Source organism: Staphylococcus sp. MI 10-1553 (assembly GCF_010365305.1).
GTDB lineage: Bacteria > Bacillota > Bacilli > Staphylococcales > Staphylococcaceae > Staphylococcus.
Genome location: NZ_CP048279.1, coordinates 2,428,851 through 2,445,032, shown reverse-complemented (window position 1 = coordinate 2,445,032; position 16,182 = coordinate 2,428,851). Strand labels below are relative to the sequence as shown.

At 37.3% G+C, this 16,182-nt stretch carries 15 protein-coding genes; 11 read left to right on the top strand and 4 right to left on the bottom strand.

Going from position 1 to position 16,182, the window contains the following annotated elements:
- Positions 1–120 precede the first annotated feature (120 nt).
- From GZH82_RS11545 to GZH82_RS11535, 3 genes are read right to left on the bottom strand one after another with little or no spacing between them, the layout of a single operon-like run.
- Complete coding sequence (locus GZH82_RS11545; RefSeq protein WP_162682607.1) at positions 121–279, bottom strand: FeoB-associated Cys-rich membrane protein; 159 nt, start codon at positions 277–279, stop codon at positions 121–123.
- Positions 280–291: 12 nt separating this feature from the next.
- The gene (gene feoB, locus GZH82_RS11540) at positions 292–2,295 is read right to left on the bottom strand and encodes a ferrous iron transport protein B (protein WP_162682606.1); all 2,004 of its coding nucleotides are present in this window, start codon (positions 2,293–2,295) and stop codon (positions 292–294) included.
- Positions 2,288–2,524: a FeoA family protein gene (locus tag GZH82_RS11535; protein WP_162682605.1), complete on the bottom strand. Its 237-nt coding sequence runs from the start codon at positions 2,522–2,524 to the stop codon at positions 2,288–2,290. Before GZH82_RS11535 ends, feoB begins: the two co-directional genes overlap by 8 nt.
- A gap of 277 nt (positions 2,525–2,801) precedes the next feature.
- On the opposite strand from GZH82_RS11535, the gene GZH82_RS11530 reads away from it, so the two are divergent.
- The 9 genes from GZH82_RS11530 to GZH82_RS11490 all read left to right on the top strand — a co-directional run bounded on the left by GZH82_RS11530 (position 2,802) and on the right by GZH82_RS11490 (position 13,594).
- Positions 2,802–4,028, top strand: a complete 1,227-nt coding sequence (locus GZH82_RS11530) for a NupC/NupG family nucleoside CNT transporter (protein ID WP_162682604.1) — start codon at positions 2,802–2,804, stop codon at positions 4,026–4,028.
- A gap of 440 nt (positions 4,029–4,468) precedes the next feature.
- On the top strand, positions 4,469–5,332 hold the full coding sequence (locus GZH82_RS11525; protein WP_457853121.1) for a YitT family protein: 864 nt from the start codon (positions 4,469–4,471) through the stop codon (positions 5,330–5,332).
- A gap of 361 nt (positions 5,333–5,693) precedes the next feature.
- Entirely contained in the window at positions 5,694–6,497 is an 804-nt protein-coding gene (locus GZH82_RS11520; protein WP_086428356.1) for an ABC transporter ATP-binding protein, read from the top strand.
- Between the two features lie 25 nt (positions 6,498–6,522).
- Positions 6,523–7,527: a FecCD family ABC transporter permease gene (locus GZH82_RS11515; protein ID WP_162682602.1), complete on the top strand. Its 1,005-nt coding sequence runs from the start codon at positions 6,523–6,525 to the stop codon at positions 7,525–7,527.
- Positions 7,524–8,540, top strand: coding sequence for a FecCD family ABC transporter permease (locus GZH82_RS11510; RefSeq protein ID WP_162682601.1), 1,017 nt, complete (start codon positions 7,524–7,526; stop codon positions 8,538–8,540). Before GZH82_RS11515 ends, GZH82_RS11510 begins: the two co-directional genes overlap by 4 nt.
- 166 nt (positions 8,541–8,706) lie before the next feature.
- Complete coding sequence (locus GZH82_RS11505; protein ID WP_096544033.1) at positions 8,707–9,204, top strand: hypothetical protein; 498 nt, start codon at positions 8,707–8,709, stop codon at positions 9,202–9,204.
- A gap of 301 nt (positions 9,205–9,505) precedes the next feature.
- Positions 9,506–10,954 carry an MDR family MFS transporter gene (locus GZH82_RS11500; protein ID WP_162682600.1) on the top strand — a complete coding sequence of 483 codons (1,449 nt, stop codon included), beginning with the start codon at positions 9,506–9,508 and terminating at the stop codon, positions 10,952–10,954.
- A gap of 504 nt (positions 10,955–11,458) precedes the next feature.
- Entirely contained in the window at positions 11,459–12,526 is a 1,068-nt protein-coding gene (locus GZH82_RS11495) for a YkvI family membrane protein (protein WP_162682599.1), read from the top strand.
- A gap of 42 nt (positions 12,527–12,568) precedes the next feature.
- Entirely contained in the window at positions 12,569–13,594 is a 1,026-nt protein-coding gene (locus tag GZH82_RS11490; RefSeq protein WP_162682598.1) for an alpha/beta hydrolase, read from the top strand.
- Positions 13,595–13,755: 161 nt separating this feature from the next.
- Here GZH82_RS11490 and GZH82_RS11485 read toward each other — a convergent pair whose 3' ends face one another.
- Positions 13,756–14,283, bottom strand: a complete 528-nt coding sequence (locus GZH82_RS11485; RefSeq protein ID WP_162682597.1) for a GNAT family N-acetyltransferase — start codon at positions 14,281–14,283, stop codon at positions 13,756–13,758.
- Positions 14,284–14,428: 145 nt separating this feature from the next.
- On the opposite strand from GZH82_RS11485, the gene GZH82_RS11480 reads away from it, so the two are divergent.
- Positions 14,429–15,349 carry an NAD(P)H-binding protein gene (locus GZH82_RS11480; protein WP_162682596.1) on the top strand — a complete coding sequence of 307 codons (921 nt, stop codon included), beginning with the start codon at positions 14,429–14,431 and terminating at the stop codon, positions 15,347–15,349.
- Between the two features lie 5 nt (positions 15,350–15,354).
- Positions 15,355–16,035, top strand: coding sequence for a response regulator transcription factor (locus tag GZH82_RS11475; protein WP_162682595.1), 681 nt, complete (start codon positions 15,355–15,357; stop codon positions 16,033–16,035).
- Positions 16,036–16,182: the final 147 nt, after the last annotated feature.

Here is a 16,182-nt window from a genome sequence, read left to right as displayed (position 1 = left end):
CTATACCAAAGATTGAATGAACCGCGCAAGACGCCTGAGGGATCAGCACCTTGGTAAATGGAGGATGGTTCAGCAATCAAGAGTTTGAATATAAACATAGGTGTCCTCAACGCCACCTTATCACTGCATATGTTTCGGTAACTTTTCGGTCGGACAACTTTGATTCACTTCACACGCACTACATTTTCCTTGCTTAGACTTTTTGAAAAATCGAACCATCACCCATGTCGCATAACCTAAAATCAATGCAATCAATAACAAATTAATTAATAACGTCAATTTCAACGCCTCCTATAAAAAATACGAACCAATTTGATAGACTAAGAATGACAACACATATGCAATGGTGATTGGGTACGTCACAGCAAGCATGGTCCATTTCCATGAAGGGGTTTCTTTACGTATTGCAGCGACTGTCGCTAAACATGGTGTGTAAAGTAAAATAAAGACCATGAATGAATAGGCTGATAGTGCTGTGAAATGTGTTGATACAGTAGAGACGAGACTATCTTCACTGACCGCAAAAATAATGGCCATGGAACTAATAATGACTTCTTTAGCTAAAAATCCAGGAATCAGTGTCGCAGCGGTTTGCCATGAACTGAATCCAAGTGGTGTGATCAGTGGCGCAATAGCCGCACCAATTATATGTAAGAAACTTTGATTGATAGGTACATCAACACCAGATGGCCCCGTGTAATTGAGTAACCAAATGACAACAGAACCTGCAAAAATAAATGTACCTGCTTTTTTAACGAAGCCTTTTCCTTTTTCCCAAGTGCTACGCCATAATGTTTTAATTGAAGGTAATCGATATGGCGGTAATTCTATAACGAAAATAGATGTGTCTTTTTTAAGTACCGTTTTAGACAACAACCAACTCACGAGTAATGCGACGACAATGCCTAATACGTATAAACTTAACACGACAAGTGCTTGATGTTGTGCGAAGAAAATCGCTACGAACAGACCATATACTGGAAGTCGCGCAGAACATGACATGAACGGTGCGATTAAAATGGTCGTAAGTCGCTCTTTTTCTTCTTCGATACTACGGGCAGCCATAATACCTGGTACGTTACAACCGAAACCGATAATCATCGGAATAAATGACTTGCCGTTAAGGCCGAATTTTTCCATCATTCGATCCATAATAACTGCAATACGTGCCATGTAGCCTGAATCTTCTAGTAATGAAATGAAGAAGAACAGGACTAAAATTTGTGGGATGAACACGAGTACGCCACCTACACCCGCAATAATACCGTCTGTCACTAAGTCTTGAAGTTCCGGATAAATACCAATTTTATCCATTAAATTGACCGTTTGATCCGTTAAAGGACCTCCAAAAAATGCGTCCAATTGATCAGAAAGCGGTGTTCCAATCCAAGTAAACGTGATTTGAAAGATGAGCCACATCATCCCTAAAAAGATAGGGATACCCAGTACTTTATGTGTGAGCAACGCATCGATCCGTTCAGTCAAATGTTGACGCTCTGAATCTGGATAAGTCACGACTTCAGCAAGCAATGTATCGATATACTGTTGGCGACATTTCAAAATATGTTGTTCAAGGTCGATGGTATTTAATTGTTTGAACTGTGTCGTCAATGTCTCAAATTGTTGAATCGTTTCTTCATCTAAGTAGCGCAATACAGCTGGATTATTAAGTAAATATTGAATGGCCAAAAAACGGTAATGACGTTGCTCTAATGAAAGCGTCGTAGGTAACGCTTTGACAAGTTGCGTTAGTAAAGTTTCAACGGCGTTACCATAATGGATTTTTAAAGGTCGTTGTCTTGAAACGTGATGGTCAGCAAGGTCAGCAAGCGCATTGAGCACTTCATCACTACCTTTACCGGTACGTGCGATAACGGGAATAATCGGGATATGCAATTGACGCATTAAACGTTGATGGTCAATCTGGATTCCGCGTTTATTTGCCACGTCAATCATGTTCAAACCGATGAGCAATGGCGCGCCATATTCTAACAATTGCACAGTTAAATTAAAATTTCGTTTAATTTGAGCTGCATCGATAATGTTGATCATGCCGTCGAATTTTTCATGCAGTAAATAATCTGTTACGACAGTTTCATCACGGGAAATGGGAACTAAGTCGTAAATCCCTGGTAAGTCAATTAAGTGACCAGAATTTTTCTTAAGTTGACCGACCTTTTTATCTACTGTGACACCGCTCCAGTTTCCTACATATTCATATGAGCCGGTTAAAACGTTAAAAAGAGAAGTTTTTCCTACGTTCGGATTCCCTAAAATACAATATGCATTACTCATAAGCATGCTCCAATCTAATTTCGCAAGCATCACAGTTACGAATACAAATATATTGACCATTCACTTTTAATGTACAGGGTCCTTTGAATAATCCTTTTTGGTGGACAGAAATTTGACATCCTTCTACACAACCTAGGGCTCGTAAACGATGCTTTAAATGGACATTGTCTGTATCTAATTCTTTGACACGATATTGTTTTCCGATTTTAGCATTTCCAATATGTAACATACGCACACCTACTTATCGTTAATGATAATCATTTTCACTTAACTATAGAATAAGCCGGTTTTTATTTGTAGGCAATAACTTTTTGGTGCCAAATGTGAAAAAATATCGAATTTCAGTCGAAACATTTTAAATTGCCAAAATAAAAATTGAATTAAATCGCATCGTGTTTAGATGAATTGAACTTAAATGACAGTGAAAAAAATATATTCTCAGTATGTAAACGTCGTGGTATACTAATGGTGTTAAAAAACAGTTGAAAGGTAAGAGGTATATCCTTATGTATTTGATTATTAACATTATTGGATTGTTTGTCTTTTTAGGGGTTGCATTTTTATTCTCACGTGACCGTAAAAACATTCAATGGGCTTCTATTGCGACACTTGTTATCCTTAACTTGATTTTGGCATGGTTCTTTGTGTATTTCCCAGCTGGTACGCTCGTCGTTAAAAAAGCAGCTGAAGGGATTTCTTGGGTCATTGATGCTTCGTTTGCAGGGATTGGCTTTGCATTCCATAGCTTCACAGCGCCAAAACAATTGGACATGGCAGTAGCAGCGTTATTCCCAATTTTATTAGTTGTGCCACTTTTTGATATCTTGATGTATTTACGTATCTTGCCATGGATTATGCGCGGAATTGGTTGGGTGCTTGCAAAAATTACACGTCAACCTAAATTCGAGGCATTCTTCGGTATTGAAATGATGTTCTTAGGAAACACTGAAGCACTTGCGGTTTCAAGTGAACAATTGAAACGTATGAAAGAAACACGTGTACTTACATTAGCAATGATGTCGATGAGTTCAGTATCTGGTGCGATTGTTGGTGCTTATGTCACAATGATTCCAGGTGAATTGGTATTGACAGCGATTCCTTTAAACATTGTCAACGCGATGATCGTTGCATCTATATTAAACCCTGTGAAAGTTGAAGTAGACGAAGATGTGATTTATGATTTACGCGCAAATGAAGCACGTCAACCATTCTTCTCATTCCTTGGTGACTCTGTGTTGAATGCTGGTAAATTAGTATTAATCATTATCGCTTTCGTTATCAGTTTCGTCGCATTAGCAGAATTAGCAGACCGTTTAATTCACTTAGTTACTGGTGGTATTGGTCACTTATTCAATGCGAAAGGCAGCTTCGGTCTTGACCAAATTTTAGGTGTATTCATGTATCCATTCGCATTATTACTCGGTTTACCATTAGATGAAGCATGGTTAGTTGCACAAAATATGGCGAAGAAAATTGTAACGAATGAATTTGTGGTTATGGGTCAAATCGCAGGAGAAGTTAATGATTACGCACCACACCGTCGTGCAGTCATTTCAACATTCTTAATCTCATTTGCAAACTTCTCAACAATCGGTATGATTATCGGTACGTTAAAAGGTATTGTGAATGAAAAAACATCTGACTTTGTATCTAAATATGTACCAATGATGTTATTAGCAGGTATTTTAGTATCATTATTAACAGCTGGTTTTGTAGGTTTATTCGCGTGGTAAAATCAACCGCTTGTGAATAAATCACAACGTTTTGAATATAGGGACTAGGGGTTTGGACTAAACGATGTCTGAGCCTCTTTCTTATGTTGGTGAGACACTTTCAATGACAAGCGGACACATTGCGCATAAAAATAGAGCAGCCCAGCTGATGCTGAACTGCCTTAGACGGGAAATGAATAATTTTGATTGATATTCGAGCATGATATCAATCTCGAGCAAAAAATCTCTTGTACTATAAAAAAACACAAAGGAGATGGCCTCTTGTTGACTAGATGACTAGCAACAAATAAGGTAATTTCTATTATACACACATCTTTATCAAAAGTAAACAAAATATTCAGAAATTTAAAATTTTATTTTGCTGTTGTTGAAAAGAGTTGTCACTCAAGGGGTTCGTTTTGTCACAAAGTTGTGATAGTATGGCTTATGACGAGTTAGAAATGATACAAAAGAATGGGAGGAATCATTGGGTGAGCAGAACAATAAGAGATTTGTTATTAGTTATCGTTGGAGCATTTATTTTTTCAGCGGGGGTCAATGCATTTGTCATCGCCGGTGATCTCGGTGAAGGTGGCGTGACAGGTCTCGCTATCGTACTTTATTATGCGTTTCACTGGTCGCCTGCCATTATTAACTTTGTCGTTAATGCGGTATTGATTGCGATTGGTTACAAATTTTTAAGTAAAAGAAGTATGTATTTAACGATTGTCGCTACAATATTAATTTCTGTATTTTTAAGTTTAACGCATACTTGGCAAGTCAAATCAGATGATCTCATTATTAATGCTGTGTTTGGTGGGTTTTCAGTCGGTTTAGGTATTGGCGTTATCGTTTTAGCCGGTGGTACGACAGCTGGAACGACAATTTTGGCACGTATTGCGAATAAATATTTAGACGTCAGTACACCTTATGCATTGCTCTTTTTTGACTTAATTGTCGTCTTGATTTCATTGACAGTGATTCCGTTAGATCGCGCACTTTTAACCGTGATTAGTTTATATATCGGTACAAAAGTGATGGATTTCGTCATTGAAGGGTTAAATCCTAAAAAGGCAGTGACGATTATTTCTAAGGAACCTGACCGTATCGCTAAAATGATTGATGAAGATATAGGTAGAGGTGTGACTATTTTAAATGGGCGCGGTTATTTCTCTAAACAAGAAACGGACGTGCTTTATGCCGTAATTAGTAAAACGCAATTGTCACGGACTAAACGTTTGATTCGTAAAATTGATCATAGTGCGTTCGTAGTCGTGCATGACGTGCGTGACGTTTATGGTAATGGATTTTTAGTAGAAGATTAAAAGTTGATGAAGGGCTGGGCATTTCACGATGTCTCAGCTTCTTTTTATGTGTGATTTGGGCAGTATAGAAGTTTAAAAGTAGCTTTTTTAATATGAGTGAATCAAAACTTTTAGATGAATGCGTACACGTAAGTATATTGATGAAGTTCAATTGAGATTATTTTGAGTTAGAAATTTTTGATAAATGATGATATACTTGACGTAAACATGATAATGATTATCAATTGCATAAAATGTATATAGATTTCATAGTATTAGGGAATGAAAAGCTTACGATTCGTGGTGAGTGTGAACAGTAACGCCTTAATCACGTGATGGATTGCGTGCAAGGGCGTAATCGTTTTAAGAAAGAAGGATGACGATGAGTAGATTAACAGGTAAAGAGGTCACAATTGGGTACGGTGACCGTGTCATTGTTGATAATTTAGATGTCGCAATTCCAGACGGTGCCATTACTTCAATTATTGGACCAAATGGCTGTGGCAAATCAACATTATTAAAAGCACTATCTCGATTATTAAATACAAAAAGTGGTGAAATTTGTTTAGACGGCAAAAATATCCATGTCCAGTCAACAAAAGAAATAGCTAAAAAAATAGCGATTTTACCTCAATCTCCGGATGTGGCGGATGGTTTAACGGCTGGAGAACTTGTTTCTTATGGTCGTTTTCCACATCAAAAGGGCTTTGGTCGTTTGAACGAAGAAGATAAAAAAGCGATTGATTGGGCGATGCGTGTGACAGGAACGATAGATTTTAAGCATCGTGCAGTAAATGATTTAAGTGGTGGGCAACGTCAACGTGTTTGGATTGCGATGGCGCTCGCACAAAAGACAGACATTATTTTTCTCGATGAACCGACAACGTATTTAGATATTTCGCATCAACTTGAAATTTTAGAACTCGTACAAGAACTGAATGCTGAACACGGTACGACAATTATTATGGTATTACACGATATTAACCAAGCGATTCGTTTTTCAGATCATCTCATCGCGATGAAAGATGGCGATATTATTAAACAAGGTGATACGCATGAAGTACTGACGAATGAAATTTTAGAACGCGTATTTAATATTGATGCAGAGTTAAGTACAGATCCACGTACAGGTAAACCGATGCTCGTGACGTACAACCTCTTGTGTAAACATTACGAAAAAGCCTAAAGGTTGGATAAACGGAGTATAGAACATGTTGAAAAAAAGAGTGAATATGAAGTGGAACGATGTGGTACAGTTTGTCTGTGCCGTTATCGTATTGTTTATAGTGTTTATCATCGCGACTTTGTTAGGTGAAGCGCATGTGAATTTAAGTACCATTTTTGAAGCAATTTTTCATTATAATCCAAAAATCCAAGCACATAATGTGATTTCAGAAGTTCGAATCCCTCGAAATATCGGTGCTGTGCTTGTAGGGATGGCGCTTGCAACAGCGGGTGCCGTTATTCAAGGTGTCTCTAAAAATGGACTTGCAGACCCCGGCTTAGTTGGTTTAAATGCTGGGGCTGCTTTTGCTTTAGCGCTCACTTTCGCACTGTTTCCAGGCGCGTCATTTATTATGCATATTATTGCTGGATTTATCGGTGCGATGCTAGGTGGCGCTATTGTGATGACAATTGGTGCGTCGAGACGAGATGGTTTTAACCCAATGCGCCTCATTTTAGCCGGTGCTGCTGTCAGTGCGCTGTTAACGGCACTCAGTCAAGGTGTGGCGCTCATTTTTCGTCTCAATCAATCCATTAACTTTTGGAGCGCTGGTGGTGTATCAGGCACAAATTGGCAACAAATTCAAATCAGCGTGCCAATCATTTTAGTGTCTTTAATTTTATTGATATTGATGAGTCGACAGTTGACAATTTTAAGTTTGGGTGATGCATTAGCTGTAGGACTCGGTCAAAATATAAAGGTGGTCCGCGCAGTAGCTTTAATTTTATCGATGTTACTCGCAGGGGTTTCTGTAGCGATGGTCGGTCAGATTGCATTTGTCGGTCTCATCGTCCCGCATATCGTACGTTTTTGGGTCGGTACTGATTACATGAAAGTACTTCCAATGACTGCGGTAGTAGGTGGTACACTCGTCTTAGGTGCGGACCTCGTAGCGAGACTGTTAGGTGAAGCGCCAATGAGTGCCGTTATCTCCTTCATAGGTGTCCCTTACTTTTTCTATTTAATTCGTAAAGGAGGACGTACACTATGATTCATCCGCGTTTAAAACGAAAGCAGCAGTTGACATTCATTAGCGCGCTTGTACTTTTAATGCTCGCAATCGCATGGAATTTGACGACGGGTGAATATGCGATGTCATACGGCCAGATTATTCAGACTTTTCTAGGACAAGGTGATGCGGCAGATCGACTCATTTTAATTGATTTTCGTTTACCGCGTGTCGTCATTACATTGCTAGCGGGTATTGCTTTAAGTATGAGTGGTGCTGTATTACAAAGTGTCACTAAAAACCCTCTCGCTGAACCAGGCATTTTAGGCATCAATGCAGGAAGCGGTTTTGCTATCGCGTTGTTCATCTCTTTAGGTCAAATACACGCCAATCAATTTGTCTACGCTTTACCTATCGTCAGTATGATTGGGGGATTAGGAACGGCGCTCGCCATTTTCATATTGAGTTACCAAGGCGACAAAGGGCTTTCTCCTGCAAGTATGGTGTTGATCGGTGTCGGGATGGCCACTGCATTATCTGGTGCGGCACTCACGATTATGGCGACCTTTAATAAAGAGCAATCTGAATTTATTGCAACTTGGTTAGCAGGAAATATATGGGGTGATACATGGCCGTTTGTGTTTGCCTTTTTACCATGGCTCATTGTTTTAGTGCCATTTTTATTCATCAAGTTAGAAACACTTAACATTTTAAATACGAACGATACGGTGTCTAAAGCATTGGGTATTCGACTGAATAAAGAACGCTTCATTTTAGTTTTAGTAGCCGTGACGCTTTCAAGTGTTGCAGTCGCTGTCGCCGGTGCAATAGGTTTCATCGGTTTAATGGGCCCTCATATCGCAAAATCCATCGTCGGTCCGAGACATCAACTTTTCTTACCGATAGCCATTATAATAGGGGCATTATTGCTCGTTGTTTCAGATACTCTCGGCAAAATTCTCTTACAACCGAGTGGCTTACCTACCGGGTTAATCGTTGCTGTGATTGGTGCACCTTATTTCTTATATTTGATGTACCGCACACGTTCTCTATAATTTCAGCCTCAAGATTGAAGTATATTTCTATAAAATATGTTAAAATGTTCATTGTATTAAAAAATTTGATAAAATTGGACTTAATGTGATTCGCCAATCTGTATTCTTTTAGCAAGTATGTTAAGATGAAAGTGATTGGACTATGGCACATTCAGGAGGACGAGCCATGCAAGATTTAATAAAGAGACATGTCTTAAACGGCGAATTTGATGCAGTGAAAAATTTAATGTCTGCCACTGATTTTTTAGAATTTGAAGAAGCCTATATTTCCAGTGCGTATGAAGATGAAAGTGTCATGTATTACACTTGTTTGTTGTACATGATTAAAGAAGAAGAAACAACTGAAATCCATGACTTAGCTTTTCTATTACTCGTATACCCTTTAAGTGACGTGCCAGGTGCAATTGAGGCAGCGTATTATCATGCCGAATCTTCTATTGATTTGACGAAGGGGAAAGAGGTGAAGAGCTTGTTGCAAATGTTATTGTTACATGCACTTCCGGAACCTGTGATTTCTGATAAAAAAGCTTTCGAAGTTTCGAAACAAATTTTAAAACTTGATCCGAGCAATAAAGTAGCGCGTAATGTATTGAAAGATACTGCAAAACGTATGGATCAAGTGGTTGTTGACTTTGACCAATTAAGTCATTATAAAGATGCATAATTTTTTTGAATAGTAACCATTCGATGTGATTCAAGCATTGGATGGTTTTTTTGCGTTGATGTTTAAGGTGTGGATACAGATTGCGCGAACCTATTTCTCTGTTTTATCAAAAAATATTGATTCACTAATGAAGTGGTTTTGAGAACTACGCAACGCGGGAATATAAGTGGTGTAATTTGAAGTATAATACTGATATTTTAATGAAGTTGAAATGAATTATTGAAAAGAAAATTGTATATGTATCTATTTATTGTCGATTTGTGTATAATAAACCAATTCGAAAAAAAGAGGGAGTTGAATTATGGAGAACAAAAGTTATTCAAAAATGATTATGACGGTATTTCTCATTGGTGCTTTTTTCATGATTTTAAATGAAACATTATTGAATATTGCATTACAAGAGCTGATGCATTACTTTGATATTTCTAGAACGACTGTGCAGTGGATGGCTAGTGGTTTTATGATGATTATGGGGATTGTTTCACCACTTTCAGCGTTAATTATTCAATGGTTTACGACAAGACGATTATTTTTAGGGCTACTCGTCATTTTTACAGTAGGTTCATTCGTGTCAGGTTTTGCTGTGAATTTTCCGATGTTATTAACAGGGCGAATGATTCAAGCAGTGGGGACTGGCTTGATGATTCCGCTTATTATGAATGCGATGCTACTTTTATTTGATGAGTCAGTGAGAGGGCGTGTTATGGGGACGTTTGGATTGATTATTATGTTCGCACCTGCACTAGGGCCGACTTTATCAGGTGTCATTGTTGACTATTTAGGATGGCGTTGGTTGTTTTTTATCGTCATTCCGTTTATGTTATTTACATTTGTATTTGCATTTATTTTCTTGAAAAATGTTGGAGAAGTCACACGACCCAAAATCGATATACTGTCAATTGTTTTATCAACGGTCGGTATTACAGGATTAATCTTCAGTGTGTCCAAAGTGAGTTCTGTAGATGGCGGCTTATTGAATTGGCAAATCGCCGTACCACTCGTTATTGGATTAATTAGTATTGGCGCTTTTATACGTCGACAGTTTATTTTAGAGGAACCTATTTTAGATTTTCGCGTGTTGCATTATCACAATTTCCGTAAAGGGATGATTATTTTTGTTATTGTGATGATGAGTATGTTTGCGTCTGAAATTGTTATGCCGATGTATTTACAAGGACCAATGGGATTCTCTGCTAAAGTTGCAGGCCTTATTTTACTACCGGGAGCTTTGTTAAATGGTCTACTTTCACCGTTTATGGGAGGTTTGTTTGACAAATTTGGACCTCGTAAAATGGTTATTCCTGGTTTGTTTTTACTCTTAGCAGTAGCGATATTCTACACGACGATTCATCCAGGTATTCCGGTTTATGTCTTTGTGATTGCTTATATTGTACTCATGGTCGGCATTGCTTCTATTATGATGCCAGCAAGTACCAATGGTTTAAATGCTTTGCCGCAAGATAAGTACCCACACGGCACAGCGATTTTTAACGTCCTACAACCGATTGCAGGGGCAACAGGTATTGCGGTGTTTGTAGGTATCGTTTCAGGCGTACAAAATAACGAAATTTCAAAACATGAGCATGTGACACAAGTCATCCTCAACAAAGCGATGACTATGGGGATGCACAGTGCTTATATTTTCGCAATTGTTTTGATTGTAATAGGTATTTTCTTCGCGTTTAGATTAACAAACGCTTCTAAAGAAAAGAAATTACGAGAAGCTGCTTCACAATCATCAGAACAATGATTAAATCGTGGTTTTAGGGGCTAGGAAATGAAGTTTTCTTAGTCTTTTTTCTTATGCATTGTCACTTTAAAAGACAAGGCTAAGGGCAGAAAGTCGGTCTCGTTTTCAAATAGAATGCGCTTCATTTTTAAAAATTAATATTTCTGTTTAGTTATGTATAATGTTACAATTAATATGAAATTTCGATAAAATGCGTGTTATAAAATAATTACTTCAAGTGTCATGATGAAAAAATAATGCAATTTTTCCATGTTTTTTGCATTCTTATAAGAAATTGCCCTTAATTTTTCTTTGAATATGAATAAAAATACAAAAACAATACATTATAGCGTTTGTTTATTCGATTAAGGGTATAAAAAATAGAGTGGAAATGAATTTGATGATGTCATGAACGCTGTTGTATCAAGGGATGCAGATGTTTTTGTAACTTGATGAAATTTGAAATTAATGAATGAATATGTTTTAATGTTTAACGTGTTTTGCTAACGAGGAGGTCAAAACAGTATGAAAAAATATAGTGAAGCTATAAAGATAGCTTTTGCCTATGTAGGGGTAGTGGTCGGTGCCGGCTTCTCTACAGGTCAAGAAGTACTGCAATTTTTTAGTCAGTTCGGTATTTATTCCTATATAGGTGTGGTGATTTCGGGGTTAATCTTGACATTTATCGGTCGTCAAGTTGCGAAAATTGGAACAGCTTTTGACGCGGAAAACCATGGATCAACACTAGAGTATTTATTTGGTAAAAAACTTGGACTTGTGATTGATTACGTTTTAATTTTATCATTGTATGCTGTAACGATTACGATGATTGCAGGTGCAGGTTCAACATTTAATGAAAGTTTCGGCGTGCCAACATGGCTTGGCGCATTGATTATGTGTATTGTCGTTTATATTACGTTATTAATGGACTTCAATAAGATTGTGCGTGCATTAGGTATTGTGACACCGGTACTGATTGTGTTAGTTGTACTGATTGCCGCAGCATCATTATTCCAAGGTTCTATTCCATTTTCAAAAATCAACAGTGTAGTGGAAAAGCCGAATTTAGGTATCGCGATTTGGAATGGTTTTAACTATGGTGGTTTAGCTTTCGCAGTAGGTTTTAGTACACTTGTAGCTATCGGTGGCGATGCATCTAAACGTTTAGTTTCAGGTTTAGGCGGCTTAATCGGTGGTGTTGTCTATCTCGTACTATTAGGTTTAATCAACTTTGCGCTTCACTCTGAATATACAGAGATTAAAGATGCAGCAATTCCTACATTAGTTTTAGCTGGAAAAATATCACCTATTTTAACATTTGTACTTTCTATCGTGATGTTAGCAGTCATGTATAATACGATTTTAGGTTTATCTTATTCATTCGCCGCACGTTTTACATCACCATATACTAAGCGTTATTATTTAATGATTTCTATTATTGTCCCATTAGCATACGCATTGAGTTTCGTAGGCTTTGAAGGTTTAATCGCTGTCGTTTATCCAATGATGGGGGTTATCGGTCTATTTATCGTTGTTGCAGTAGTCGTGAAATACTTCTATAGAAAATCACAAGATAAGAAATTCATTGCTTAATTAATAGGATATGTTACAATTTTTCCGAAAGGAAAGATTGGAATGACAAATCGTAGAAAAAGATGGATTTTGATTACATCAATCATTTTACTCGTTATAGCCGGTCTCATCGCCGGCTATTTTTTTGAACCTCGACTATCAAGAGAGGAACAAAATAAAGTATCAATTCAAAATAAAAATGTTTCAGTATTTAAAGACATTACTTACATGGAAGGCTTGCCGAATAGTCAACTCGACGTTATTATGCCTAAGCATGTAAGTGCTGATGAACAACTCCCTGTAATTTTTTGGGCACACGGCGGTGGCTTTATCGCAGGGGATAAGCAATATAAAAACCCTTTATTGGCGCAATTTGTAGAGCGCGGTTATGTTGTGGTTAATGTCAATTATGCGTTGGCTCCGGAATATCAATATCCGACACCACTCATTCAAATGGACAATGCAGTTCGTTTTATTAAGGCGCACGAGCAAGAGTTACCCATTAATTTAGATGAAGTGATTATCGGTGGGGATTCTGCGGGCGCACAAATTAACAGTCAGTTTACAGCTATTCAAACGAATCCACAATTGCGTGCTGATATGGGATTTGAACAGCAATTTAAGCCAGAACAACTGAAAGCAGCTATTTTCTTTGGTGGATTTTATGATATGAAAACCGTGCGTTCGACGGAATTTCCGAGAATTAATTTATTTATGAGAAGTTACTTAGGTGTAAAAAAATGGGAGATGAGTTCTAAAAATATTGCTGAAATGTCAACAGAGAATCAAATTACTAAAGATTTTCCATCGACATTTTTATCTGTAGGGGATGATGACCCTTTTATGAGTCAAAATGAAAGTTTCGCGCATGCATTAGAAGAGAAAGGGGTCTCAGTGGATCGATTTTTCTTTGATGGAACACATCACTTGAAACATCAATACCAATTTCATCTCAATAAACCAGAATCCAAAAAGAATATTCAAAAAGTTCTAAGCTTTTTAAGTAGAAATACAACAGGCACACAAGTTGGTACAGATAATAAGGATACGGATCACACTGAAATTAACTTAAATCCATATGATAACTAATTACAAGCACTGAAATCTTTAACTGTCGATGTGCATTCTAAAAATAGGACTAAAAACCTAACTTTATGGAATATACATCATTTTAATAGATTTCAGTGCTTTTAAATATAAAAAATGACGATTATGTGAGCCGAACTTCATAAAATGATAAAATAGAGTTATTAAGGTGTCGGACTTGAAGGAGAAGATAACAAATAAGCCATGACAAATGAGTTGTAGTAACGATTGTCAATTTTGAGTGTATGTTGGAGTTCACCCTCAATATTGAATCCTGCGCGTTTATAGAATTGAACAGCTGCTTTATTTTCAGTAACAACGCTTAGAGAAAGGCGTGTAACCTCGTGTTGACGACACCATTCAATACATTGTTGAAGAAGTTGATAGCCTATGCCTGCATTTTGGTATTGACGTAATACACCAATAGATATTTCAGCAATATGTGCAATCCGATGAAGCGTCTTTGTTTTAACTGTTAGATAGCCGACAAGTTGCTCTTCTTTTTGAGCAACAAAAATGGCTAAATGGGGTGAAGTGATGACTTCTTCCATCTTTGAAATGGCATTTTCAAATGAGGGCATATATTCGCCAGGATCATAAAGCATATATTCTGACTCTTCAAAGACTTGTTGCATCAGTGCGGTGAATGCATTGACATCGTTAATACTGACTTCTCTAATTGTTACTGACATGCTTTCAACTCCATTTCATGTTTTTCGTGCGCCTCATCATTAATAGATATTTACATTTATTGTAACGCAAAATAAGATATTTAGGAAATTTCTATAGCACAGATAAGCTGTTAAATACAAGGTATTGATCGGAAAGGAGTTCACTATGAAACCCAATGTGTTACTAGCTGGTGGGACAGGTTATATTGGAAAAACACTCATTCATACACTTGCTGAGCGTTGTTGCATCCATACGATTTCTAAGTATCCTAAAAATCAAGCGCATTCAGCAGTGAATTGGATTGAGGCTGATATTTACAATTATCTCGACGTTCTAAGAGCGATGCGCGACATAGATATCGCGGTTTACTTTTTAGATCCAACGAAGCATTCGGCTAAGATGACAAGAGCATTAGCTAAAGACTTAAACATGATTGCTGCTGATAATTTCGGACGGGCTGCTGCACAACAAGGTGTCAAAGAAATCATCTATGTTAAAGGCAGTCAATTTGACGATGAAACGATACAGCAATTAGGCGTGTACGGTGTGCCTGTGCGTTTTACAAGCAAACAAATCAACCGTCCACATATTTCTGTTGAATTCCAAGGTGCCAAATATAATGATATACGCCTAGTACATCATATTCCGAAACCATTGAAGTGGCCTTTAGACAGTTTTATCCATCAAATGGGGGTATGGTTGACGCAAACACCTGGGACACGTGTTTCAATTCGATACGTGAATCATCAAATTGAGGTGTACGACAAAAAGCAAAAGCGGTTGTTGATGGTATTTGAAATGAATAAAATAGATAACATGCTTTATAGACTCAAATTGATCAAAGGACGTATAGCAAAAGTTAAAGATGGAAAACACGCAATTATAGAATTTCGTTATATTCAGCAATTAGATGTGGTCATTGTCCATTTATTTGACTATATTCCAAGAGCATGGTGGCCGGTTAGCTATTTTATTCAAGTCCCATTTTTTCAAATGCTTGTGAGAGGGTTTGATACGAAATGTCGTATTCAAAATTATTATGATCGCCAACAAAACGGTGAAGATTTGCATTATACGAAGGAGTGACGGGTTTGGATATATTATTGGTAGAAGATGATCAAACATTATGTCAACAAATCACTGAGGCATTGATGTCATGGGATTATCATGTTACTTGTATTCAAGATTTTGACAAAGTTTTTCAAGAGTATCAACAAGCGGACCCGCATATTATTTTGATGGATATTACATTGCCCAAATTTGATGGTTTCCATTGGACACGACAAATTCGGCAGCATGCGAATGTACCGATTATATTTATATCATCACGTGATCATCCAATGGATCAAGTGATGAGTATGGAAATCGGTGCAGATGACTATATACAAAAACCGTTTCATATGCCTGTACTTATTGCGAAATTACAAGCTATTTTTCGGCGTGTGTATCAATATAATCAAGAAGAACGACGGACCATCTTGTGGCGAGACAGTGTTGTAGATTTGTCTAAAGGAACGATAGTAAGAACAGAACAAACAGCAGTGTTATCTAAAACGGAAATGCTTATTTTGGAGATTTTACTCAAGCATAAAAATCAAATTGTATCCCGTGATACGTTGATGACAGCTTTATGGGATGATGAAGCATTTGTGAGTGATAATACATTAACTGTGAATGTTAATCGTTTACGTAAAAAATTAGCCGATATTGGCTTGGATAGGGTAATAGAAACAAAAGTAGGGAAAGGCTATCTTGCACATGAAAACAATTAAGTGGGTACTCTTTTTTTTAAAAGAACGCATTGCTTGGATTGGCTTATTAATTACTCTGGATTTACTTTTTTTATTGCTCGGTGCTTTGGACGAAATGATATCGCTTAATAGCTTGTGGTATTTCATAGGCTTAAAGTGGTTTATAAC